The organism is Scytonema sp. HK-05 (assembly GCF_963872035.1).
Taxonomy (GTDB): domain Bacteria; phylum Cyanobacteriota; class Cyanobacteriia; order Cyanobacteriales; family Nostocaceae; genus Kalymmatonema.
Window position 1 is genome coordinate 39,724 of sequence record NZ_CAWMYC010000090.1, and the last position, 25,670, is coordinate 65,393.

Consider the following 25,670-nt stretch of genomic DNA (forward strand, 5'->3'; position numbering starts at 1 on the left):
GTGAGCCAGTAATTTTCAGTCTTATCGCCATTTTTGCACGATGAACTTTGCGAATGCGGGCTTTTCTCTATATTGGTGTAGGCACCTTTTTTATTACAAGTATCTATCACTTGCGTTATCCATTTTTCAAATGGATTATTGGCTTGCTTGTCACTATTGTATTAGTAGGCAGTATTAAGAAAGTGTAAAGTCATCTTATAGCGCTTCTTCTTATGATTAGACCACAAATCGTAGGTAGTGCTAAAGCCTATAAAAGCCTGTGTGATGGATATTTAAGATGTTTTGTGCGGCATAGCCCTAGCGAAAGAAAACCGTTGTAATTATGAAAATACTTAAAATTTAAGTAAAAAATCAAAGATATTTCTGAAATAAAAAAAAAAGTAATAAAATCAATACTAGTATTAGGAGCAACCTAAATATATATTCATTGAGCCAGCGTGAGGGTGTTTCTACCGTTATGTGCTTACTAATAAAGAAACAAGGCCATGAAATCCTCACAAAGCTCTTTTCTAAAACGCACTTTCAGTGGTCTAGTAGCTAGACCACTGAAAGTGCCTTATATAGCTGCTTTACGACCTAGGCAATGGACAAAAAATTTTGTCGTATTTGCTGCACCTTTGTTTGGCTTTAGCATCAATTTGCAATCGCTTTTCGGCGGTTTGTTGGCATTTCTACTATTTTGTTGTGCTTCTAGTAGTTTTTACTTGATTAACGACATTGCAGATGTAGAATCTGACCGTCAACATCCTGTTAAGTGCAAACGCCCAATCGCCGCTGGATTAGTGAGTATTCCAGTAGCATCTGGGATGGCATTGGTGCTGCTAGGTGGCTCTGTTGCAGTCGCCTGGTTGCGTTCACCTGCACTGGGTGCGGCTATCATTGCCTACGCCGTGTTGCAAGTTGCCTATAATTTGCGACTCAAACGCATGGTGATTTTAGATATAGGGGCGATCGCTACGGGGTTTGTTTTGCGAGCTTATGCTGGTGCTGCTGCCACCGACATTGTTTTATCGCCTTGGTTTGTGCTTTGTACCGCGATGCTGGCGTTGTTTTTAGCAATTGAGAAACGCAAGGCAGAACTGCGGTTGGCTCAGAGCAAAGGTGCCAAACCTCGTGCTGTCCTTAAACGCTACTCCTTGCCACTGCTTAGCCGTATGGAAAATGTGGTGACCACTGGCACCGTTGTTTGCTATGCTCTTTGGAGTTCAGGTCCGGTTGTGCGGGGAGCGTCCACTTCTTGGATGCTACTGACGTTGCCCTATGTCTTGTACGGCATTTTCCGCTATCAGCTGCTGAGTGACCCCCAACAGATTGCCAGTTACACAGACAGCGAAGTTGAGCAAGGAGGACGTAGTGAGCGTCCAGAGGAAATTTTATTAAAAGATTTGCCAATTTTATTCACTGTAATTGGTTGGGTGATCAGTTGCTTTACGATTCTCTGGCTGAGACACCAACAGTTGATACAGTAAATCTCGCTTACGCAATATCAGCCATAAGTCTGTTGTGTTGGAATTTTTAAATGTTCAAAATAAAGACAAAGTTTTTCAAAATCTTTAGGCTGGTTGCTGATCGCCTGCGCTTTTTGCTCCAAGGAAGCAACCGACCAGGTTTTCAAGGCAACCGTCATCGACTGCCACGACGAGCTTATACACTGGCGAGCATACAGATTGACTGGCTCAAAACCTGCGGCATTAAAGGAGTCATTCTGGATTTAGACAATACCATTGTGTCTGAAGATGACCGCTACCTATCTCCAGACGCAGAAGATTGGATTGCACAGGCAAAGTTAGCTGGATTGAAATTTTTTATTCTTTCAAACGGTAAGCGGAGCTATCGAGTTAAATATTGGTCTGCTCGTCTGGATATTCCGGCTATTAACCCAGCTAAAAAGCCTTTTCCTCCTGCATTTCGTAAGGCAATTGCAAGCCTACAACTGCAACCTCAACAAGTCGTCGTCATTGGTGATGGTCTACATACCGATGTTTTAGGAGCATGGTTCTCGGGTTGTTGCAGCATTCAAGTGGCGACCCTTCCCCATCCACTGAGATGGTGGGAAAAACTAGGAGGAAAATGGGTGCAAACGCCTTATCCAAAAGGAGGCGAACTTTGGGACTTTGACGCTTCGCAGTACTAAGAACCAAAGGCAATAAAAACTTTTTCTTTCATTTTGCTTAGACTATAACAGAGGAAAATTCACATCATGAACAGCCAGCTTTTTTTCAGTTTGCTGATTTTAGTAACAGTGGCTTTAAATACTGGGGCTCAAACTTTTTTAAAACTAGGGGCAGGTCAAAATCCCTTAAATATCTTTTTACTAGGAGGTATTTGCCTATACGGTTTGAGTACAATATTTTATATTTTGGTTTTAGGTAAATTTAATTTATCTCTTGCCTATCCTATCGTTATTGGATTAACAATTGTGGCAACAATGATAGTAGGGGCTACCATTCTTAAAGAAAAAATAACGATTTCCCAATGGTTAGGAGTTGGATTGCTATTAAGTGGAATTTCGGCGATCGCATTTGGAAAAAAAATAAGCTAATTAGATTCAAAATTCATTAAGATTAGCTAGAAAGAATTGCCTTTAACGTAATGATAAACCAGAGTAAAGTTCATTGAAAATCTATGTTTTTGAATTGTTTTTTAATCCTAAAATATTATTAATTTTGCTGCTTTTGCTATGCACTTGTATAAGTTTGAGAAATTCTCTAAATTTAGAAATAACCTCACCAAAAAAATTTCTGCCATTTCTTGTCAAAATCGTCAACACAGGCTTGATATTCTGCTTGTGGTTGTCCTCGCGTCTGTGGCAGGCTTAGTATGTTATCAAGGCGCACAGCTGATCAACCCCGCCCTAATCACCACTTGGGAAGGAATGGACGTGTGGTTTGACGCAGATATTACACGGGTCTTTTTCAACATGATTTCTCGGTGGAGTGACCATTATCGCACGAAGGTACATCCACTGTTTTCGCTGATAGCCTTTCCACCTGTGTATCTACTGTCCCGGGCAGGACTTGAAGAAATTACGGCAGTCAGGATAGTCATTGCTGCCGTATCCTCCCTTTGGATAAGCGCAGTTTTCGTTCTCTTGAGACTTCTTGGGTGTCGGCGATTTGATGCAACCCTATTCAGCATACTTGCTGCAACTAGCGCGGCGGCAATGTTTTGGTTTGTCATACCAGAAACCTACTCCTTCGGCTCGCTCTCCCTGCTGCTTGCGTTATGCTTGGTGGCCATAGCCCAGTATCGAAAGCCGTCATCGTTATGGTACATGGTTGTCAGCGCGCTGACATTAAGCGTCACTACAACCAATTGGATGGCTGGAATCCTGGCAACAATTGCCAATCATCCCTGGAAGCGAGCCTTGCAGATTACAGCCAATGCATTCTGTCTCGTGGTTGTGCTATGGGCTGTACAAAAGCGTATCTTTCCCAGCGCTGTATTTTTTCTGGGCGATCGCGAGGAAGAAAAATACATAAACATGGCAACTTCCGGTGGTCCGCTGCAAATCATCAAGTCTTTTGTCTCTCACACGATGGTTATGCCAACCATCAATATAGTTGATAAACATAGTCCGTCCCATTGGCCACTCATATTTACCCAAAGCTCACCCCCAGGTTCTGCAAGCCTATGGGGTACTGTTGCAGTTGTGTTATGGACTGCCTTGTTAGGCTTGGGCTTATGGGGGTTTTTCTCTATTAAACAGCATCTCAAACTCCGCATCGTTCTGGGACTCACACTCCTTGGACAGCTGGCGCTACATTTGGTGTACGGCAGTGAGACATTTCTTTACGCATTACATTTCGTACCATTGTTAATCGTGTTGGCGGCATTCAGTACGCTGACTCGTGCGCGTCCCTTAGCATTAGTGTTGGCTGGCGCACTAGCGCTAAGTGCGGGCGTAAACAATGGCTTGCAGTTTGATAAAGTCATAAAGGTTGTTGAGAACCACGCTCCGGGTCGTCACCAAGTTCTACGTCAGATGCAACTACGACCGACAGACCAGTGGCCGCGTGGCACGGGACACGTCGTGCTTGCCGCACCGGGCAGTCCTGAGATTGACAAGGCTTACCACGAACCTGGCGGCAGCTTTAGCCCTGCTGTAGGCAGCTGAGGCGTTTCGTTTTGGATCAATGATGCACAAGGAAATTTGAAGACTACCATTAAATCAGACGGAATACGACAAATGGCTTTGGCCCCATATCCACCGCAAAGCCGAATTCATACTAAAGATGATGGCAACAACCGAACCTATTCACCACCCCGTGAACGGTCCAATTCTGCCGCAATATAAGAAAGACCCCAACATTACCCTAGTTGCAGAGCCAGTTCGGGACGGTCTGATTGTTGGTCGCATGGATCACCACCGCCCCCTACTATTTGTCAATGCCGTGAGCTACCGGGGGCTACTTGATGCAGCATCACTGGCAGACCGAGTCCAACAACCTGCTGATGCTAAGCGTTGGCGGGATGCAGCGGCAAAGTTACAGCGAGCTTGGGAAAAGGCATTCAAACCACCGGAGTCGGAAAACGAACCGACTTACATTAGTAGCCTTTGGCCTACGTGGGTAGCTGCTTCTCATAAAGATGCGCTTCTTCAAGGGCTAGAAGCACGGTGGACTAAGCTCCATGATGCCCAAGGTGGGTTTCGCTCCACTCCCCTGTGGACCTATTTTGATATTGCTGAGGCACATCAATGGCTGTTTCTCAACCGAGGCGATCGCGTGTGGACAACATTGCAATGGTTTTGGCAGCATCAAGCATCGCCAGGGCTATACACATGGTGGGAGGGCAAGGGCGAGGAAAACACTTTTCACCTTTGGGAACGTGTTCGCGGCTGGGTAAAACCACCTCATCTCACGCCCCACTACTGGACTGCTGCTGAGATGTTGTTGCTTCAGCTAGATATGTTAGCTTATACCGACACCCAAGCAAGTCAACCAACAGTGGTAATCGGTGCGGGCATTCCATCTGCATGGCTCAGTCAGCCTATGAGCGTTCAGGGATTGCCAATGGCAAACACTCAGGTGGATTGGAAGTGGAACGGTAAGCAAATGGATGTGAAGATTCGGGGCGGGCAAGTTGATGTGAAACTTGGATCTGTGTTTCCCACTGACACACAGCTTAAAGTTGAGTACATGAAATCTACTTCCTGATTATTGCCCATTGACTAATCATAAAAATTAACAGCAGTCAGCCGAGCAAGTGTCACAAATGATGCAAAACTAATTTTTATCAGGAGGATTATTTAACTATCGCGCTCTGTGCGTGGGGCTTATGTCATTGAACTTTGATCCTCCAGTCAAAATTGAAGTCAGGCTTCCATCTACCCATCCTGAGTTATTGCATGGGCTTGATATATGGTTGCGCTTGGGTTTAATATCAGATGCCCAAGTGAGGCATATCTGTCAAGAGTTTCTAGTTTGTCGTGTGGAGTTACAACCACAGGCTATACCTGAACCACAACAGACGTTCACCAATGTAGAACTCTCGGATGCAACGTCTCTAGATCAAGGTAATGCAACGCCAGCAGCCAAGAAACCCAATGTCCTAGCTAGGATGTTACAGTCGCTGGGGGAAGAATTAAGCGTCCGCTGGCTGCTGTTTTTAGGAATGTTCTTAGTAGTGGTGTCCTCTGGGGTACTTGCTGCTAGTCAGTGGGAAAAGTTTCCGCCTTCTGGACAATATGGGGTTTTGCTTGCTTATACCCTAAGTTTCTGGGTTATAAGTTTTTGGGCTGGCAGACAGTCTAATTTAAGCTTAACAACTCGGGCATTGCTCATTGTCACACTGTTGTTAGTGCCAGTGAACTTTTGGGCAATGGACAGCTTCAGTCTCTGGCAAAATCCTTTGGGCTGGATAGTGGTTGCAATAGCTTCTATTGCCCTCACAGCTATTACTGCTTTACTCTGCGACAATCGGCTGTTTGCTATCAATAAGCATGCTAGGAGATTGCCTCTACTCAATATTTTAGGGCTGTCGTATTTACACTGGGGCTGGCAAATCCCAGGATTTCCCTTGATTGCTGTTTATCTGGCAACGGTAGGAACAACCATTGCTACTATTTATCACACTCGTAACCAACAAAGGCAAATTGCACCAGTTGAGGAGAGGCAAACTGAGTTGGGTATCAGTCTGCCTTCGGTTGTAATTATTTATGCTTTATTGGTGCTGCTGGTACGAGCAATGTTTATTGTCCGGGTAGATGTTCAAGAATTAGGCTTGGCTATGGGCATTTGCGGTTGGCTGGTGGCTTGGTTGGCGCTGAACCTCACCCCCAGCCCCTCTCCGCAAGCGGAGAGGGGAGTCGTCAACGGGGGGGTGAGGTCAAATGATATACATGAACCCAAATCTACCTCCGCGTCTCCCTCATCTCCCCCCACTCCCGCAACTCTTCCTTGGGAACTCCTTGGCGGTATCTTATTGTTCCTTGGTTGGCTGGTGTCGGTTGGCGCACCCTTTCCTTGGCAAGCAACAGCTGTTAGTGGTTTGGGTTTGTGGTTTTTGGGGCGTCGCTTGCAGTTGCGTGGTACACCAATGGATGTGGCGGCAATTTTCGTCATAGGGTTGGAGACAATTTGGCTGGGTTGGCTGTTAGTGCCTTCTCAATTGCAGCAATGGGCGATCGCCACTGGAACTCAACTGACTTATTCTCAAAATACACCGTGGGCGTTATTGAGTGTGGCGTTATTTCCCTACGTCGTTTTCATGCTGGTGTTGAGAGATAAGCTTTACCGCGCTGACAAGGTGCATTTAGCTAATTTTGGGGAAACATTAACGGTGGTGTTTGGAATTTCGCTCACTGCGCTGAGTTTGATAAATCCCACGTTACGTTCCTTGAATTTACTCTTGTCCACAATGACTTTAGGTCGTGTTAGCCAGCGACGGCTTCCCACCAGACTTATTCTGGTGTACATGACTCAGATTACAGGAGTGCTAACGCTTTGCTCAATCATTGACCGCTTCCTTCCCAATCTTAATACACAAGTCTGGGCAAGCATTGTGTTAGCCGTGGCGGTTGCAGAGTGGTTGTTTAGTTGTTTAGGCAACGGAGTTTGGCAACGCAGTGCATGGCACATGGGTTTGGGACTGGCGGTACTTAGCTACGCTCTATTATGGAAGAATGCTGAATTAGCCTGGTTTGGTTCTGGTAATGGTAGTGAGCATTGGGGTTTAATTTGGTTAATCACTCCCATGACTCTCACGTGCCTTGCCATTCTGGGGTGGAAAAATCCAGCTAGCGCAGTAGCACGTCCCACTGTCAATGGTTGGTTGAGTGTCGCCCCCTTAGGACTTGCTCAGTCACTGACTTTACCTCTATCTGGAGGTAGATTAATAAGTTTGGCTGTCGCTAGCGCTTTGATGTTGCTCAATACGCAGTATTTGCGACACAAGATATCTGCGACAATTACTGTAGGTTTTGGGCTGAGTTTCATCGCTGCCCTGTTATGGGAAGGTGTGCCTGGTTTAGCGCGATTGTCAGTAGAGGGGGGGTTTGTAGCGGGAGCAGCCTGCACTGTGAGCTTATGGCTAGTTCGTAGTTTGTTCAGCAGGAGAGAGAACGAGTTAGTAGCGATTTATGCAGAAGCAAGCGATAAGTGGGCGATCGCACTATGCAGTGTTGAGTTGTTGCTGCTGAGTCTTCACTCGCTGCTTGTTTACCAAGGGCTTGCTCAACCTGGATTTTTCTACTTAATTTCCTCGGCAATAACTCTAGGGGCAATTGTTTATCGCAGTTGGCAGCAACCTACCAATTGGGGGTTTTATGGTATTGGATGGTGTTTGGAATTATTGGTTGCCGAAGTCCTGGGTTTTAGCGAACGTTCTATCATCAAGATTGCAATTGCCAACATCGCTTTAGGGTTGATAACTCAGCTTTTAGGGGAGTGGTGGCGAAGAAAACACCGACTTCAACAACTTCCCAACCGCTGGCACATTCTGCCCCTCGTGTATGGTGTCTTTGGTGCCGTGCTGCGATCGCACAGCTTTGCCAACTGGACAGGCTTATCAACCCTTGCCGTAGCTTTAATTGCTATTGGAGTCGGGCGACGTCGTCAAGAATTCAAACCCCTAGTTTACCTGGGACTTGTCGGAGTATCAATTTCGGCATATGAGCTTTTATTATACCAATTGCAAGTATCAGGAGGAGCATTCGGCGATGGCTTAATTGCTCTGTCTGTTCTTGGCACTGGCATAATGTATGCATATCGCATTCTCTCGCCTTGGCTAGTAGACTACTTACGCTTAACAAGTGAAGAACTGAAAGTTGTTGCTCATGTTCACTGGGCTGTCAGTAGCTGTCTATTACTTTGTGCCACCTTCACCCCGATTGCTATGAACCGCCTTGTCGGTTTGGGAGTAGGGGTGTTTTTGATTCGCTATGCCATTTTTCAAGGACGATCCCCCCTTAGTCCCCCCTTAATAAGAAGGGTTGGGGGGATCACAAAAGCAGAAACCTGGGTTTACCTTGGTTTGTTAGAAATAGCTGGGCTGAGAATTTACTGGATTCATACAGCAGTAGGACGCTTGTTTGCTGGACCATTACTTCCTTGGAGAGCGCCTATTGCCTCCGTAGTTGCCTACTTTCTCTATATCCTACCTTGGGAACGTTGGGGCTGGTCTAAAAGACCTTGGCAAAATGCTGCATATATTTTGCCATTAATATATTTGTGGGAAAGTCGAGCGGAAATTTATCCAGTCGGCTTGCTGATTACAGCTGCGTTCTATGCCTTTGTCGCCTTTTCAGAGAAATTCCGTTTTACCTATGTCAGCGTGGTGCTGATTGATTGGGCGCTATTTCGTTGGTTTTCAGGTTTACATCTAACTGATGCTTTGTGGTATGTCACACCAATTGGCTTATCGCTGCTGTATGTTGCCCAATTTGACCCTGGGTTGAGACTACCAGAAATGAAAGCAAGTCGCCACTGGTTACGGTTACTAGGCAGCGGTTTGATTTGTGGATGGGCTATTGTGTTTCATCAAGACACAGCATTTGTACCGGGAATTTTCAGTCTTATCGCCATTTTTGCAGGATTAGCTTTGCGAGTGCGGGCTTTTCTCTATGTTGGTGTAGCCACCTTTTTTATCACGAGTTTCTATCAACTGGTGATTTTCAGCTTGCGTTATCCATTTTTCAAATGGGTTGTTGGCTTGCTTGTTGGTATTGTATTGATCTCCATTGCTGCCAACTTTGAAACCCGTCGCGAACAGCTCAATTCTGTACTCCGCAATACAACTGAGGAATTGCAAGAGTGGGAGTAAAAGTACAGACTAGCACCCTCACCCCTACTCCCATTGCTCAAACAGGTATGGCTTCCAACTAAATGTCGGCAGGGATCGCCCGTTATACCCGTAGGGTTAACGGGTGGGGAATGCCGACCAATATAAAACTGAGCGAGAGCAAATCCTTATTCTGGAGTTGCCTGAGTGCCACAAGTGCGGGTTGCAGATGGACAGAGACGAGAATGCCGCTCGCAATGTATTAGACCGAGCCTTAAACGAGGTGGGACTCATCTTGTCTGCGCGTGGAGGCTTAGGGGATACCCAGCCCGTGAAGCGCGAAGCTTTTTCAGGCTGGGGAGAAGCCATACAGCTATCTCTATTCTGAAATAGAAGCTCCCGTTATACCCGCAGGGTTAACGGGAGAGAACGTCACATTTTTGGATGCTCGAACAACCTCGTAAAGTTTATCTTCAACTTTTTCCATACATACTGACCAATCAAATTCAAGTATCGAGAGGCGAGCCTGTAGAGACATTTCTTCTTTAAGGTCAGGATTTTCCAGAATTGAAATCACTTTGTGAGCAAGATCAGTTGGGTTGTTGGGTTCAGCTAAAAAGCCACTGATACCAGGCAAAACCTGCTCTGGGTTTCCCCCAGCACAAGCTGCTACAACAGGGGTTCCAGATGCTAGGGCTTCCGTATTGGTTGTACAGAAGTTTTCGGTAACCGAGGCGTTCACAAAAACATCTGCACGAGCGTACCAGCCTAAAAGTTCTGTTCCGTGAGACTCACCCCACACAGTCACACCGGATTTAAACTCTTCAGCACGCCTACGGAGTTCATCATCTTGGGGACCACTGCCAATGATCACCAAATGGACGTCAGGAATTTTGGCAGCGATTGCTGAATATACATCTAGGAGTTGGAAGACATTCTTTTCTGCGGTAATGCGTCCGACAAAAAGGAGGGTCGGTCTGTGGTCATCGGGAATAGGGTTGTAGGAGATGTTTGCAGGATTAAATTTTTGACAATCAATCCCTTGAAAGGGCAGATATTCGCTGCGTTGGGATTTCATCTGTTTGTACTTAACAAGCTGTTCTCGGGAAGGAAACAAATTGACATCATAAACTTCACTGAACTGCTTAATCAAAAAGGGAATGATGGGACGAATAAAGTTGAAAAACTGATTTCCTAAGTAATATTGGATATAGGCAACGATATCAGTATGGAACAGAGATATGATTGGAGTGCGTGTTCGCTTTGCGTATTCCATTCCAATCGGGCGACCGTAACCTTGCAAATAAAGCGAGTAAAATCCTCTCATTTGCGCTGCTTCTTCAACCACTATAATGTCGGGCTGAAACTTCTCCAGTAACTTAGTATCGCTCCAATGCCGATAGTGTAATGGTTGAGGAAGAGACTTATAAAATATCAGTGGCTGTGTTGGGAATGCATAGTCGGAAAAATTGGGAAAAGCCTTTAACTCATCCAGCCCTGGCATGGGTCGATTGCTAACACGTTTGGGGTACTGGTCGTTGATTTCAGGGTGAATGAGAAAAACTTCATGCCCTTGCTGTAACAACCAGCGAACCCGTTGGTGTACTGCTACGGAGACCCCTGTTAAGAATGGAGCATACAAGCTTGTAAAAATTGCAATGCGAAGAGGTTGCTTGTTCATAATTTATGTGCAGTCTTGTCTATTTTCCTGAGCTAAAAATTGGTGTCCTTAAACAAAAGCACACCTGTTAACACTGATACAGTTGAATTTAGGATTTACGCATTGCAAGAGATTCTTAATTAAGCAGGATATGTTTTCTATCCTTACTAACCTGACTGATATTGTCTGAAAGCAGCAGCCTCATCAATGACTCTGGATATATGCTTTCCAACCCTTTGAATAACTACAAAATCACATTTTTTGTTATCCAGGTTACTGATTTTAATGGAATTTTACCTGAGTTTATTTATTGCTATTTTATATTTTACGGTAAATGGTAACTGACTCATCTGCAACCAAATTATCAAATTTCAGGATGGTTCAAAATTATTTATTCATATTTGTTAATATAGATAAAATAAATTGGCAAAAGTGTCAAAAAAGTTTGAAATGTACAAAACTATTTATTAATTAAGCTAAATTATTAATTAAGTTATTGATAAAAAAGTGAGTATTTATAGTATCAAAGACTTTGTGTCACGTTTCAATAAGTTCATACCAGAGAGTCTTTATTTTTTATATTTTTCATTAACAACAGGTGAACTACAGTTTGGTAAAAAATTGCTTTTTACCAAAAATTTTTTTTGACCTAAAAGTAGAGTCATTTTTTAGATAATAAGTAAGATACAGGTGGCTGATTATGGAAACGATAGCAGGTAAGACAGTGGTCTTGACTGGTGCATCTGGTGGTATTGGAGTATTTATTGCGCGTGCTTTGGCAAGAGAACAGGCAACTGTAGTCGGAGTTTCTCGTTCCAAGGAAAGTTTAGAGCAAATATGTGCTGAAGTTGAAGTTGCTGGTGGGAGAGGCATAAGTATTCCATTTGACATCAGCAAATTGGAAGATTTACCAGTTTTAGTGCAGCGAATTCATGAACTTGCAGGTCCAATTGATATCTTGATTAACAATGCTGCAATAGAAAAATATCGACCTTTTCAAAATTACACTTTAGAGGATATTCAATCGATATTGACGACCAATTTACTGGCACCAATGGAATTATCCCGTTTGATACTATCAAGCATGGTAAACCGCAATAGTGGTCACATCGTGAATATTTCATCTGGTTCTGGTAAAAAGGGAGCGCCTTACAACAGCATTTACTCAGCGAGTAAAGCCGGTATGATTATGTGGACAGATGCGATGCGGCAGGAATTAGCTAATAGCAATGTAGGAGTTTCTGTCGTCTGTCCGGGATATACCTTAGCAGGAATGTTTCTCAGATTTGGCTTACCAGCACCAAGTTTAGCGCGTGTTCACAGACCAACTGATGTGGCGATCGCCGTCATCAATGCGATCAAGAAAAACCAGGGAGAAGTCATACTCGATGGAATTTTAACAAAGCTGCTGTTTTCTGAAATCCAACTTTTTCCCAAGTTTGGAGATGCAGTTTATCGCTGGATTGGTTTGACCAAACTGAATCGAACTTGTGCAGAAAATCAAATGCGTGACGAAAATTCTGCACAAAACTAAGTTATCTCATTTCTCTACTCACAAAAAAACAAAGCAAGCATGGCTGAGGCTCATTACGATGTCATCATAATTGGCACGGGTGCCGGTGGTGGAACTTTAGCTAATTTTCTTGCACCCACTGGGAAGAAAATTTTAGTCCTAGAACGAGGAAGTTTCTTACCCAAAGAAAAAGCCAATTGGGATTCCAAGCAAGTTCATAAAAAAGAACGCTACCTAAATTCTGAGGTTTGGTACAAAAAAGACGACAAACCATTGCGTCCACTCACACACTATTATGTTGGCGGGAACACCAAATTTTATGGCGGTGCTTTATTCAGATTTCGCGAGCAGGACTTTGAAAAAATCATTCATAAAGGTGGCATTTCTCCTGAATGGCATTTGAAATATCGGGATTTTGCCCCCTACTACGCCAAGGCTGAAAAACTGTACGAAGTACATGGAAAGCGTGGTTTAGACCCTACTGAACCCCCAACCAGTGAAGACTATCCCTTTCCACCAGTTAGCCACGAACCCTACATTCAAGAAATCCACTATGCTCTAAAGGATAAAGGCTGCCATCCATTTTATCAACCGCTTGCTATCAAGCTAAATGAAGTCAATCGTTTTTTGAGTGCTTGTATTCGTTGTGATACTTGCGACAGCTTCCCGTGTTTTCTTAATGCCAAAGCTGACGCTGACATTAACGGTGTACGTCCAGCACTTGTCTATCCTAATTTAACTTTAATGACCAATGCAAAAGTGCTGCGTTTGCATACCAGTGCATCTGGTCGTGAAGTGACTGGAGTTGAAGCAGAAATTGCAGGTAAGCGTCATATATTTTCTGGGGATATTGTTGTTGTCGCTTGTGGTGCAGTCAACTCAGCAGTCTTGTTACTCAAATCAGCCAATGACCAACACCCAAATGGATTAGCCAATAGTTCTCATCTTGTAGGGCGCAATTACATGGCGCATAAATTTGCAGTGGTTATGGCTTTGACTGCAAAACAAAATCCGACAATTTTTCAAAAGACACTTGCTATCAATGATTTTTATTGGGGAGAGAAAGATTTTCCTTACCCAATGGGAAGTGTACAATTACTAGGCAATCTTAACAAAGATAAAATTGCGGCTAACGGACCACCTTTTATGCCTAGTAAATTCTCGGAAGCGGTGGCAAATCATTCTGTTAGTTGGTTGCTCATAACTGAAGACTTGCCAGACCCCAATAATCGCGTGCGTGTTGAGGGTGAGAAAATCTTTCTCGACTATACAAATAACAATCAAGAAGCATTGAATCGCTTCATCAAACGCTGGAATCAAGTTTTGAAATCAATTGAGAATCGTCAGCGAGATGGGGCATTTTCACTATTTGCTAACCTCAAAATGTCCTTGAGAGAAGTTCCACATCAGTGTGGGACTTGCCGTTTTGGTGAAGACCCCAAAACTTCTGTGCTTGACCTCAATTGTCGCACACACGATGTTAATAATCTTTATGTTGTTGATGGTAGCTTTTTCCCCTCCAGTACTGCTTTGAATCCATCACTAACGATTATGGCAAATGCTCTGCGTGTGGGAGAGCATCTGCTGGAAAGACTGGGATGTCATCTGAAATCCGGTTAATCATTACACTTCTTGCACTCATCCGGGTTTAAAGATATTTGGAACCACAGATGGACACTCATGGGACACAGATAAATCATCAGTGTTTATCGGTGTAGCCTACGGCACGGCTTACGCCTACATCTGTGGTTTTTTTCATAATATTACTTTTGCACTCTTGTTTATCAGAAGCGCCGTAATACCCCTTCCTCAACGCAGTAGGGAGGGGATATAAGGCATTTGTACCTCACCCCGGCTGCGCCACCCCTCTCTGAAGTTCGGAGAGGGGAAGGGGTGAGGTTTCGTGTGAATTACGTATTACTAACTACCAACTATATAGAAACCTTACTATCATCAGGTTGATCTAATAATTCATAAGGGCGGTATTCGACTAAACGAATGCCCCAAGGACCTTTGATTCGATAGCTGACGCCGCGCCAGTTGACTCTTCGCATCCCTAGGGATAATACCATCGCTATCCCATAAACCCACTGTGTCAAGGGAATTGCTATTAGCATTTTCACGACTGTTCCTGCTGACAATTTTGTCATCGGTTCGCCATGTTTGCGAATGATTTGCTGTACCCCTTGCTCTAATGCCAGCATCATAAAGAGTAATCCCAGCGTATAAATGCTAAAGCAGCCAAACAACAAAGCCGCAACATTCCATTCTCCGGTCAACAATGCCGCCAGAAACAACAGTATGACGAGAGTCGGCTGTAGTATGCTGGAAATCGCATCACTAATTACAGCCAACCACAAAGGGTGATAAAGTCGAGAACAAAGCAGTTGGCGCATCAGCGAGTATTTTAAGCTAGGTAATTCGCACTCTTCCCGATTAAGCATTATTAGAGAAGGCACAAACTTAACCTGCATCCCATGTTTTTGCAAGACCTTGCGGATCATGGTATCTTCGTTGAAGGCTTGCCCCCACTTATCTAGCAGTCCTGTTTGGCGAAGTAGTTCTGTTTTCACCGCCAAAGTCCCACCCCAAGGAATCCGGAACAGGTACATCTGCACTACTGTAGAGACGTTGCCTACATACCGCACCAAAGACCCCCAATATCTACCTGTGGGGAGATACCAACGGTTCCCCGTTGTCGCCCCGACTTTGGGATGTGCCAGAGGGCTGACTAATTCACGCAGCCAATTGCGATGGACTACTGTATCGGCATCAACTAGGGCAACGACTTTGTAGGAATCATCCAACTCCGAGACAGCTTGCAGTAGGGAACTGCATTTAAGACTACAATTTTGGCGTGCTATCCTCAAAGGGCTGATTTGGACGTTGGTTGCTCTTTGCTCGTGGATCGTATCAGTGGCAATTTTCCAAGCCGGATCTTCCTGACTATCAACGATCAGCTTTAAATCATAGCATGGGTAGTTTTGGTTCAAGAGCGATCGCAAGCAGTTAGTCAAAAACGGATCAGCGCCGCGTAAACACAGAATTACCGCAGTTTTGGGCAACTGGTCGTCTGGTAATGAGTTTTTCTGGGATAAGCGCAGGTACAACAAAAAAACAACTGCTAAACACACCTGAATACCCAACCAGGTCAGCAAAGACTTAGACAGGAATATCGCCAACTCTTTCATAATTGAGTGTAGTCTTTTATTAAGTGAAGAGCTTGTCAGTAGACTTCTTGCAAAAATTCGTGCGTTCGTGGGTATGAAACCGCAGATAAACGCAGATGAAAACAGACAATTATTGACTTATGCAAAAGGTTGAGTAAACAGTTAACAGTATTAGATACAGATAGCTGATAACTGTTCACTGATAACTGTTTGCTGTTTTAAGGGTCGAGCGAATATTTCATCACAATTTTGATGGTTGTATTTTTCCTCACCACAAAACTGGCGTCACGAAACTTTGGTGTACCCGTTGTTATTGATACAGTTGGATTTTTGGAAATACCAAAACCTTCTTGTGGAATACCTAAAAAGTCTTTGTTTAGTTTGTGGTCTCCGTTTTGGTCGTCAACTACGGCGACAGCATAAGTTCCCGGTTTCAAACCTAAGAACTGCTTTTTTACAGAACTTCCTGTTATCTGAGTGCAACCACTTTGTACTTCACTGGTATTACTATTAGGAAATCCTTTTTCACTGGAGTAAATTCTCAGGCAAACTTCACCGTTTTTATGACGTAGCCCATCTACTACGACAGTGAGTGTTGCACTAGGTTCTGCATTTACGGTTCTAGCTAAGCTGAAGCTTGCTAAAGTAGCGAGCAAATAGAAACTGAATTTAGATAGATTCAGCATAATATGGCAGTTACTAAGAGGTAAATTTTGCGCTTTGTTGGGAAATTGATAAAAAGCTTTAGAATCCAGGTTTTATTTCGGCAACCGATTCATTTAAAGAGTTGATAGTCTGTTTTTGGATAGATGATTTTTGCAAGTCTTGCCATAAGCGATTCATTTGAGGAGTGAACAGCAAATCTTTGAGCAACAAAAACTCTGTTCCTTTGAACTGCTTCAAAAAACTTATATAACAAGATATCCGCTCATACAAAGTCAGCTTCACCTGCCACACTGAAATAAAATACTCCCAGAAAATTCTCCAATGTGGAAACAAAAGTTTTCCCTGATTTGCCGAATCAAACCACACTGCGTATGCATGAAAATCAGGTAGCGTACGCATTGATTTTTGAGTATTCTTCTGAGTACATGACAGATAATCTGGAAAGAACATACTCAATGATTGTTGTGAATGGCTTCTAGCAAAGAACAGGTATTCGGGGATTTCATAAAACCGACCAAGCAGACCAAGTCTTAACAAGAAAATTGCGTCTGCAGCACCATAACTACCCATAGGCGGCGTCATCCTAAGGGCGCTTGCGCGGATTACCCCGTAACATTGATAGCAGAGGTGCGTAGTCAGAAGCTCATGAAACCGCTCGTGTGGTTTTAGTGAATCGGTTTTGAGTTGGATATCGTAGTTCTGTAAGAATTTACCGTGTTCGTCTATGAAATATACTTTAGAGTGGCACAAGATAATGCTAGGGTCTTGGTCGAGTACCTCAATGCACTTCGTGAGAAAATCGGGAGCGTGCAGATCGTCATGAGCTACCCACTTAAAGTATTCGCCCGAAGACAATTTAAAGACACGATTAAAGTTAGGGGCGCAACCGATATTCTTTTGATTACGGTAGTAACGGATGCGTTGGTCTTTAGCAGCGTATGCTCTACAAATTTCCTCAGTCTTGTCTGTTGAGGCATTATCTGAGATAATTAACTCGAAATCTTCAAAGGTTTGAGCCAAAAGTGAATCTATGGCTTCTTTGATAAATTTCTCGCCATTATATACAGGCAGTCCAATGCTTAATCTTGGCTGATGATTGCTCATAATAAAAGATGGTGCAGAGATTCCGTGAAATGTGAGAGTTGTTTGAGAATTTAACGCAGGTAACTTTTTGTTGTTTGGGGTTTAGAACACCAATTCAGTAATCTTGGAAGAACCTCTCCCCCTAACCCGTCACGCCACTTTGCTCAACGCGGGGAACCCGCGCACGCAAGTGGCTCCCCTACGAGGGTAGGGGAATTTGGCTCCCCCTTCCTTTATAGGGAAGGGGGCTGGGGGTTAGGTTTGTGATAAGTGAATCGATGTTCTAGGATTAAAAGCAGGGTATGAAGCGACAACTCTATTGCATAAATTTTTGGATGTCTGTTTTTTTCACCCATTCTTGGGTGCGTCGCATACCTTCTTCCAAATCAACTGTCGGTTGATAACTTAACAGCTTTTGTGCTTTGGTGATTGAATAAGCATAGGGGCGAGTCATAAAATCTACGACTTCCGGCAGAATATCAGCTTGTTTGCGAAAAAGTTTTTGTCCTTGATAGCGCAGCTGGAGAAACAATTTGAGCTCATCTTTTGGTAGAGAAAAGGGAGCGGGTAAACCAGCTATATCAGCTAAGCGTGTAAAATAATCTTTCCAAGTCGTTTCTTGTCCATCAGTCACATTGAAGATTTCTCCGTATGTTTCTTTTTCTATGGCGAGAAAGATAGCATCGATTAAGTTATCGATATATGTGTGGTTGATGACTCCCCGCCCCTCATTTGCATAAGCAAATAATCTTTGCCGCATCATTAGCAGAGGTCGAACTATCCAGGGGATGCTTCCAGGTCCGTAAACATCTCCTGGTCTGAGAATAATGATGCCAAAATTTGCTGGGTCGTTCAGTTCTAAAAGTGCTTTTTCGGCTTCTATTTTTGTCTGACAGTAGGCATTCTTCTCACCACACAATGGTCCGTCTTCTGCGACGCGATCAGGATAGTTGAAGCCATATACCAAAACACTGGAAATATGGACGAAGGTTTTGACACCAGCATTCTTGGCAGCTTGAGCCATGTTGATGGTTCCGCTAACATTTATCTCACGAAATTGGTCGAGCGAACCACCTTCTTTGGCAATTTCTGCTGTGTGCAAAACTATATCTACTCCTTGGCAAGCCATTTGGGCGCTTGCTGGATCAGTGACGTTGCCATAAATCACTTTAGCGCCCAAGTTTTGCGCTTTTTTGTTCTTATCTGAAGCATCTTGCAGCCCAGAAACTTTCATTCCCTTTGCTATGGCTAACTCTGCTGTACGCGAGCCGATAAATCCGCCAATTCCAGTGATGAGGAGAGTTTTGTTGTTGAGGTTCATAGAAGATTGTAATGAATAATTGAAGCTAAGTTGTTTGTGAGAAATTTTCCTTTTTCATGAGTTATGAGTTCTTTGTATTTACAAAGGACTAATGACTCATGCTAGAAAATATCTGCTGGATCTGTAGACCGGAGTTGGTTAATAGCCAGGGCTCCAGAAGTCATACACATTAATATTGTTGAGATTAAGACAATTATCGCGTTGTGTGAAGACATCATGATTGGTAATTTAGTGGCTTGCATGGCAAAATCATATAAACCTAAACAAAGAGCATATGCTGGTATGTAACTTAAAACTGCTAAAATAAAAGCTTGTTGAAAGACAACATTAAATAGATAATTGTTTCCATAACCTATGGCTTTTAAAGTTGCATAAGCAACTAATTGATTGGAAATATTACTGTAAAGAATTTGATAAACAATGACTATACCAACTACAGAAGCCATTGATAACATGAGATTGAGTATAAAACCAATTGGTGTTCTAGTAGCCCAATATTCTTTTTCAAAATTGATAAATCCTTGACGGGTAAAAACTACGACATCATTAGGTAAGTTGGCTTCTAACTCTCGCTGAATATGAAGCGAATTGGCACCAGGCTTAAGGGTTATTGCACCTACATCTATCATTTCTGCTGGACGGTTGTTTAATATTCTGATGAAAGTTGAGTCACTGACAATTAAATTACCATCTACTCCAAACGAGGAACCTAAGCTGAATAAACCACCAACTCTCACTCTATAACCAGCTAATGAGTTAAAAGGAAAAACTTCAATGAATTGCTCGGTCTTTTCTTTTTCAAACTTTTGAGCAATATTCCCAAATTCGCGTCGAGAATTACGGTCAAAAAGCACGACATCAGGAATTTTAATTTTATCTAAATTTGCCTGAATTTCTGGCATATTCATCACAGGTTTTCCCGGTTCAAACCCAATAACATATATTGAGTATTTTTGACCGTTAACGGGATTTTTAAATTTGGCAAATCCTATATACATAGAACTCACAGACTCGACACCATCAAACCCCAAAGCTTGATACAAGCGAGTCCGGGAAAAGCTTTGATTTGCTGTTAATGCTTTATATTGAGAACTGACTAAAAATAAATCACCTTGGAGATGTCGATGCACTTGGGTCGCGCTGGAATAAAGAGCATCTTGGAAACCAAGTTGCATAAACATCAGAATGACAATAAAAGCAATACCAGCCACAGCTACAAGAGAACGAACTTTGTTTCGGACAAGTTGCAGCCATGCCAAAGGAGTTTTAACAACCATAATTCCAGCTTGTTGAATGATGTGCAATGCGAATGTAAGAGGTGATACCAATTCAAAATTCAAAATTCATAAGGTACGGCATTAAGAAAGCCTAAGATAACGAGGGTTTGGGAGTGTGTATCTGTCGCATTCTTTTTTCAAATTGGTATGAGTAGGGGTCACCCCCTTTGGGGAATTCAAAATATGGCACTTCGTGCCACGCTACGCTATCAAAATTTAAAATTCAAAATTATTTTTTTGACCAAGCCCCTTCGGGGCGGGTATAGGGGTATAAGGGTGTAGGGGTGTAAGGGAAAGAGCGCCCCGAAGACAAGGGTACAAGCCCCTGTTTTTTAAACATGGAATAGAGTTAAAAATGTTTTCCCTTGATACTTCGTACGAGAAATACGGCGTCCATAGTGTAAGGCCCCTCAATTTATTGATGGGGTTCCCCTACACCCTTATACCCTTACCCCTTACACCCCTAGTTTGCTGACTCTGAATTTTGTAAGCGCTACCTGCTGAGCCGCTGCGCGTTGCTCCCGCGTCTGTGCAGGAAATACGCGCACACTCAGCTATGAGCCTACAGCACGGCTTAGCCGCAAGCATTGCTCTTCGACAGAAGACACGCGTATGCTACGGGTGCTTGTAGGGCAAAAGAGCGCTGATTCTATGATTTGACGACAAATCGTAAGGTGGAGAGAAGTCCTGCAGGCGGTGAGACCAGCGCTGCAGGAGGGTCTCCTGCAGCAGGCGACTGGCTCTCCGGGGTTTCCCAACAAGCGGGAACTGAGCGCAAAGCGCACGCTCCGCGAACGGGGCATTGCCTATAAAATCCTATGTGATGGACATTTGAGATCTTAGTGAGCAGTCCGCCCTTGGGGGTTCCCCCCGTTGAAGGAACTGCTCACCCTCCGGGTGAGCAATGCCCACCCTACAAAAAACTGCTGTATGTTTGAGTGATTGCAAAGGTACCAGTGCCCTTTGGGCAATCGTGGGTTAAATGTGAATGGCGACATCCACTTGTAAGTTGGTTAAACCTGCGACCCTTTGACTATCTGCTGGATCATCAATGCGGATTTTCACTTCAATGATTCTGCGGTCTGTGTCTGCTGCTGGATTGACACTGAGGATATTTTGTCTGTCAACTTGCAAACCAATCTCTTTTACGGTTCCTTTTATTTTTTTAGGAAACGCAGTGCTGGTAATGGTGGCTTTTTGACCGATACGGATTTTGCCAATGTCAGTTTGATAAACTTCTGCCAGCACATACATCTGAGATGTTTTGCCTATCTCAACAATCCCTTGATTACTGCTCACTTCTCCAGTTTTGGCGTGAACTTTCAAAATTCTGCCATCTATGGGAGATTTGAGGTAGGTTAAATTATAGTCTGCTTTTGCTTGTTGGACAGCAGTGATAGCACTTTGAACTTCGGCTTCTGCCAACTTCACATCTACAACACGCACCTCTTTAATACTCCCCAGTTTGGCTTTTGCCTCATTAAGCTGGTCGCTTATGGTGTTAACAGTACTGTTGAGGTTAGCTTTGGCTTCTGTCAGTTGCTGTTGCACTGTCTGCTGTTGCAAACGCTTACTATCTGCTGTGGAAGCAGAAATGGCACCTTCTCTATAAAGTTGCTGATATCGATTGTTTTCAGTTTGAGCATTTTCTAACTCAGCCTCCAAACGGGCAATTGTCGCTTGCTTAGTCGCTACTTCTCCTGTTAACTGCGATTCTAAGCGAGCGATCGCCGCTTTTTGAGCGTTTATGTCTCCTGGTTTAGCTCCAGCTTTGACCTGCGCGAGTTGAGCTTGAGCAATTTGAACTTTGTCTAAAGCTTGTTGTAAAGCCGCCCGACTGCGAGCATAACCTTCCAGCAAAGCCACGACTTGCCCAGCCCGAACTTCATCTCCTTCTTTGACCAGCTGTTTTTCAACTCGGACACCTGTCTGTGAACTGGGAGCGAACAACTTGGTCACTTCACCTTGAGGCTGCAAACGTCCCAAGCCAGTAACAGCAACTTTAGTTGGGGCAGCCTTTGGGGCTTTTGCTGGCTGAGTTTGAACGTTAGACCTTCGTGAAACATTTTGAAAAAATAGTAGCCCGGTAGCTGAAGCAATAAGAGCTGCTAAGATAATTTGCCACCGAGACGGAGGTTTCGTGTATAAGTGGCTTTCCTTTTCTGCTGCCATATTTTCATCTCTATTGTGTTATGCCGAAGGGTAGCCTAGATGGCTCTACCAGTTGATTACTGTGAACGCATTTAGAAATTCATTGCAAGAACTTTTCCTGTGTGGCTCTGATATTCATGACCGGAAAAGTCTTATAAGTTTTAGAAACTTTTGTACGCAATTGCTTAGAACAAAGCCACCACGGATAACTATGTTGGTGGTAAAACGGATTGTGATGTGACACAAAAATCTACTAATTTTTATCCTAATGTAAACATTGGATAAGTTACTTTAAAAGCATAGAAATGCTGTCAAAAAAACCTCAGTCTCAAGCAAAACGAAGCGTTGTAGATAATTTGCGAAAACTTGTCTTCCATACTGCCAAAAAACTTTGATTTTGTCAAGCAGTGACTCTACAGAAGTTTTCTCCTAATTTATTGTTGCCTAGTTCCAATTTTGAAAGAACGAAATGTAGAAAAAATGTTGCAGAAACTACAAACAATTACAGAGAAACCTTAAATAAACTTGGTTTGTTTAAAAAAGGGTTTTCTGTGAGCAGAACTATTGTGATTGAGCATGACAACAACTCATCTTTTACAGTTACCAGTTACCAGTTACCAGTTACCAGTTACCAGTTATCAGTTATCAGGAATCAGTTATCAGTTATCAGTTTTTGGTCACTGTTTACTGTTCACTGGTCACTGTTCACTGTTCACTGGTCACTGTTCACTGGTCACTGTTTTAAAACCCAAATGTCGAAACGGGGAACTTTCTGATGGCGATTGACTTCCAAGGTTCTAAGTCAATACGTGCAAGCATAGCTGTAAAAGAATGAAGAAGGTTTAAGGGTGAAGTGAGAAGAAATATACAGATTCAAGCCCCAAAAATAAAACGTGGAGCTAAAATACTGGTTCAACAGCTTTATTTCATGCTTTGGAGGAATCCGCAACAAAGAACTGCTGACTTCGTACTTGATACTTTATACTTCATATTTTCAATGGCTTTTAGCACAATCGTGACTCATAAACCATTTTTATCAGAATTATCATGAAATTTCTGTTTTTGATAGTACTGATGAAATAAACTAGCTATATCTTATTGTTGGTATTTTCGCTGACAACACTAAAAAGCAGCAATTATGCCTATAAAATCAGTGCCCATAGACCAAATTAAAATTGGTAGTAACCGCCGTCCCATAAGCGGCGACAAGGTTGAAGAGTTGAAGGAATCAATTCAAGCTAATGGTCTGTTGAACCCAATCACAATAGACCGAAAGCTGAACTTGATTGCTGGGCTACACCGCCTGACAGCTTGCCAGCTACTTGGTTTAGAAAAAATCCAGTGTAATATTGTTGATTACGAAGATGCTGATCAAGCTCGTTTGGCGGAGATTGACGAGAATTTTATCCGCAATGAGTTAAAACCCCTAGAGCGAGCAGAACTGCTATTGGAGCGCCAGAAAATTCTGGACAGAATGGGACTGATGGCTAAAGCTGGGGATAACCAGCATACCAAGAAAGGTGGTGAAATCATTTCACCACCTCCCAAGACCAATTTAGAATTTGCGAAAGAAATCGGATACAGCGAGCGTAGCTTGCAGCACGATAAGCAAATTGCTAAAGATATTCATCAGGAAGTCAAACAGAAAATCAAGGGTACGCCCATCGCTGGCATCAAAACGGAGCTGATCAGGATAGCTAGGACAGGGAGTAAAGAACGCGCCTTAGCAGAACAGGCGGAACAAGCTCTAGAGTTAGCTCAGGCGAAAAGAGACGAACAAGAAGCTCAACAGCAAGCTAAAATAGCAGCGCAATGGCGGCTGAGGCAACAAGAGTTACAGTTGCAAGCTTTCAAAATTGCTATGGCAAAACGAGAAGCTAAGTCAGCTGTTAAGAAAGCCCAACCTCTGCTTGAGCAACCTCAAGCTGGTAAACCAACAGTTGCTGCTCACAAACCTTCGGTCAATGTTGGTGACGAATGGATGCTCAACCAACAGCACCTAGTTTATTGTGGGGATACGGCGGGTAAACAATTCACGAACCTGCTTCCTGGTGATGCATCTCTAGCGATCGCTACCCTTTCCCCAACCTGGAATCATGATTACTTAGTAAATGAAGCTCGCCTTGTCGCTGTGCTACGCTCTGAGGGCAACATTTATGACTTTTGCAGCCGCACTCGGATGCCATTTCAATATGAATTAGTCCTTGGTAATTTGTATGTAGGTATTTTTTCGCGCCAATCAATATCCAAGCCACAGATACCTATTCATATAGAAGGAGTCGAGGGAATAGTCGCTTACTTATTAAATATGTATACGAATCAAAATAATTTTGTCATTGCCCCGTTTATGGGACACGGTGAAATTCTAATTGCTTGCGAAAGGATGGGACGTACCTGTTTTATTGGGGGTGAAAATCCGGAGTTGGTGAGTCGCGGAATTATGCGGTGGCAAGAGTGGACTGGTAAGCAAGCACAGAAAACAGGGTCATTTGACGTATAAAGTTGAGTTGGTTTGGATTACCTCAAACCAACCGGCGTTGCTGAATTGAGGTATGAAATTTTCATTCTTTTATTTTCAAAACCCTTATCTTTGCGCCTTTGCGACGCCAGTCGCCTGCTGTCGGGAAACAAGGACTGCAGCGCTGGCTCGTCTTTGCGCGAACCTAAATTCATACTTTGAATCAGCAACGCCAACCAACCTATATATAGCAATCCTATTTGATTGGTGAAAATTATAGCGGTTTGCAACTTGTAAGGTACACAAAGAAATAATAAACCACAGATGGACACAGATGGACACAGATAAATAATTACTTCATTCAATTGAATTGCGCTATATTTTACAGCGCTTTTCTGTAAGTAGGACTATACCGCACAATACCTTAAGTGTCGATATTACGGGCTTTTCATGGGAGATGTCCAACGCCAGATGCTTCAAGCCGGGAAACCCGTCCAACGCACTGGCTCCCCTACAATTTGTGGTCTAATCCTTTGAAAATAGCTGTAATATTGTATCTATAATTAAGGCTAAAAATCACAAAATCATGTTTTTATAAAAAACACACTGATACCTATTCTGTTAGTGTATGTATTTCTTAAATAGTCGGCGAATTTACAAAAAATACACTGATTTCTTGATGAGAACCAATTTTACAGGGCTTTCAAAAGTATAAACTATAAACCATATGGTAGAGGCACAGCAATTTCCTGTATTCTACCTAATTGAAAATTGCTGTATCTTACAACCCTAATAAAGAATTTGAGAGGATGCTAAATAATAGTAAAGACATATACTTTTTTATTTTTGGGAAAAGTTCATATCTGCAAAAAATATATTTTTTTTCAAAATTGCTAAAAACGAACTATTCAGTTTCCATCATTTATGCTAGTCTTTTTATTAATTATCATGTTTCAAGGCAGTCAGGCATATTCTTTAGTTAATTGAGAGCGAAAAACTAAAAAAAACCTGCTTGCGTTTCCCCAAGTAATTCTTCAATTATTTGTTCGTTTTTTTCCATGTATTCGGGTAGAGAGGGGTGTTTTTTTTGTAACTGATTTGTCAAACTTTGTTTGTCAAATTCCATAGAATATATTATCTTGGACGTTG

Annotated in this window: 19 protein-coding genes; 11 read left to right on the top strand and 8 right to left on the bottom strand. The window is 43.0% G+C overall.

The window, feature by feature from the left end; genetic code table 11:
* The first annotated feature begins 485 nt into the window (after positions 1 to 485).
* The 7 genes from AACT52_RS11325 to AACT52_RS11355 all read left to right on the top strand — a co-directional run bounded on the left by AACT52_RS11325 (position 486) and on the right by AACT52_RS11355 (position 9,610).
* Positions 486 to 1,469 (top strand): decaprenyl-phosphate phosphoribosyltransferase, encoded by a 984-nt coding sequence (locus AACT52_RS11325; RefSeq protein ID WP_073630899.1) that lies wholly within the window; start codon positions 486 to 488, stop codon positions 1,467 to 1,469.
* Between the two features lie 50 nt (positions 1,470 to 1,519).
* Positions 1,520 to 2,134 carry a YqeG family HAD IIIA-type phosphatase gene (locus AACT52_RS11330; protein WP_083630252.1) on the top strand — a complete coding sequence of 205 codons (615 nt, stop codon included), beginning with the start codon at positions 1,520 to 1,522 and terminating at the stop codon, positions 2,132 to 2,134.
* 66 nt (positions 2,135 to 2,200) lie between these two features.
* Positions 2,201 to 2,542, top strand: a complete 342-nt coding sequence (locus AACT52_RS11335) for an SMR family transporter (RefSeq protein WP_073630901.1) — start codon at positions 2,201 to 2,203, stop codon at positions 2,540 to 2,542.
* A 138-nt stretch (positions 2,543 to 2,680) separates the two neighbouring features.
* Positions 2,681 to 4,117, top strand: a complete 1,437-nt coding sequence (locus tag AACT52_RS11340) for a DUF6080 domain-containing protein (protein ID WP_073630903.1) — start codon at positions 2,681 to 2,683, stop codon at positions 4,115 to 4,117.
* A 118-nt stretch (positions 4,118 to 4,235) separates the two neighbouring features.
* Positions 4,236 to 5,159 carry a hypothetical protein gene (locus tag AACT52_RS11345; RefSeq protein ID WP_143172770.1) on the top strand — a complete coding sequence of 308 codons (924 nt, stop codon included), beginning with the start codon at positions 4,236 to 4,238 and terminating at the stop codon, positions 5,157 to 5,159.
* A 121-nt stretch (positions 5,160 to 5,280) separates the two neighbouring features.
* On the top strand, positions 5,281 to 9,264 hold the full coding sequence (locus AACT52_RS11350; protein ID WP_073630907.1) for a DUF2157 domain-containing protein: 3,984 nt from the start codon (positions 5,281 to 5,283) through the stop codon (positions 9,262 to 9,264).
* Positions 9,265 to 9,367: 103 nt separating this feature from the next.
* The gene (locus tag AACT52_RS11355; RefSeq protein ID WP_198940906.1) at positions 9,368 to 9,610 is read left to right on the top strand and encodes a transposase; all 243 of its coding nucleotides are present in this window, start codon (positions 9,368 to 9,370) and stop codon (positions 9,608 to 9,610) included.
* On the opposite strand, the gene AACT52_RS11360 is transcribed toward AACT52_RS11355, so the two are convergent.
* Positions 9,602 to 10,903: a glycosyltransferase gene (locus tag AACT52_RS11360; RefSeq protein WP_073630909.1), complete on the bottom strand. Its 1,302-nt coding sequence runs from the start codon at positions 10,901 to 10,903 to the stop codon at positions 9,602 to 9,604. The genes AACT52_RS11355 and AACT52_RS11360 overlap by 9 nt on opposite strands.
* Positions 10,904 to 11,582: 679 nt before the next feature.
* On the opposite strand from AACT52_RS11360, the gene AACT52_RS11365 reads away from it, so the two are divergent.
* Complete coding sequence (locus AACT52_RS11365) at positions 11,583 to 12,416, top strand: SDR family NAD(P)-dependent oxidoreductase (RefSeq protein WP_073630911.1); 834 nt, start codon at positions 11,583 to 11,585, stop codon at positions 12,414 to 12,416.
* 39 nt (positions 12,417 to 12,455) lie between these two features.
* On the top strand, positions 12,456 to 14,015 hold the full coding sequence (locus tag AACT52_RS11370) for a GMC oxidoreductase (protein WP_073630913.1): 1,560 nt from the start codon (positions 12,456 to 12,458) through the stop codon (positions 14,013 to 14,015).
* 311 nt (positions 14,016 to 14,326) lie between these two features.
* Here the strand turns inward: AACT52_RS11370 and AACT52_RS11375 are convergent, their stop codons facing one another.
* The 6 genes from AACT52_RS11375 to AACT52_RS11400 all read right to left on the bottom strand — a co-directional run bounded on the left by AACT52_RS11375 (position 14,327) and on the right by AACT52_RS11400 (position 22,084).
* On the bottom strand, positions 14,327 to 15,586 hold the full coding sequence (locus AACT52_RS11375; RefSeq protein WP_073630915.1) for a glycosyltransferase: 1,260 nt from the start codon (positions 15,584 to 15,586) through the stop codon (positions 14,327 to 14,329).
* A 197-nt stretch (positions 15,587 to 15,783) separates the two neighbouring features.
* The gene (locus tag AACT52_RS11380; protein ID WP_198940907.1) at positions 15,784 to 16,251 is read right to left on the bottom strand and encodes a DUF2141 domain-containing protein; all 468 of its coding nucleotides are present in this window, start codon (positions 16,249 to 16,251) and stop codon (positions 15,784 to 15,786) included.
* A 58-nt stretch (positions 16,252 to 16,309) separates the two neighbouring features.
* Positions 16,310 to 17,335 carry a glycosyltransferase family 2 protein gene (locus tag AACT52_RS11385; RefSeq protein WP_073630919.1) on the bottom strand — a complete coding sequence of 342 codons (1,026 nt, stop codon included), beginning with the start codon at positions 17,333 to 17,335 and terminating at the stop codon, positions 16,310 to 16,312.
* Positions 17,336 to 17,630: 295 nt separating this feature from the next.
* Entirely contained in the window at positions 17,631 to 18,635 is a 1,005-nt protein-coding gene (locus AACT52_RS11390) for an NAD-dependent epimerase/dehydratase family protein (protein WP_073630921.1), read from the bottom strand.
* 101 nt (positions 18,636 to 18,736) lie between these two features.
* Positions 18,737 to 19,912 carry an ABC transporter permease DevC gene (gene devC / locus AACT52_RS11395; RefSeq protein ID WP_073630923.1) on the bottom strand — a complete coding sequence of 392 codons (1,176 nt, stop codon included), beginning with the start codon at positions 19,910 to 19,912 and terminating at the stop codon, positions 18,737 to 18,739.
* A 978-nt stretch (positions 19,913 to 20,890) separates the two neighbouring features.
* Positions 20,891 to 22,084 (bottom strand): ABC exporter membrane fusion protein, encoded by a 1,194-nt coding sequence (locus AACT52_RS11400; protein WP_073630925.1) that lies wholly within the window; start codon positions 22,082 to 22,084, stop codon positions 20,891 to 20,893.
* Between the two features lie 530 nt (positions 22,085 to 22,614).
* Here AACT52_RS11400 and AACT52_RS11405 point away from each other — a divergent pair.
* Complete coding sequence (locus tag AACT52_RS11405) at positions 22,615 to 22,839, top strand: hypothetical protein (protein ID WP_158054607.1); 225 nt, start codon at positions 22,615 to 22,617, stop codon at positions 22,837 to 22,839.
* Between the two features lie 362 nt (positions 22,840 to 23,201).
* Positions 23,202 to 24,563: a ParB/RepB/Spo0J family partition protein gene (locus tag AACT52_RS11410; RefSeq protein ID WP_073630929.1), complete on the top strand. Its 1,362-nt coding sequence runs from the start codon at positions 23,202 to 23,204 to the stop codon at positions 24,561 to 24,563.
* Between the two features lie 955 nt (positions 24,564 to 25,518).
* Here AACT52_RS11410 and AACT52_RS11415 read toward each other — a convergent pair.
* On the bottom strand, positions 25,519 to 25,647 hold the full coding sequence (locus AACT52_RS11415; RefSeq protein WP_272937091.1) for a hypothetical protein: 129 nt from the start codon (positions 25,645 to 25,647) through the stop codon (positions 25,519 to 25,521).
* Positions 25,648 to 25,670: the final 23 nt, after the last annotated feature.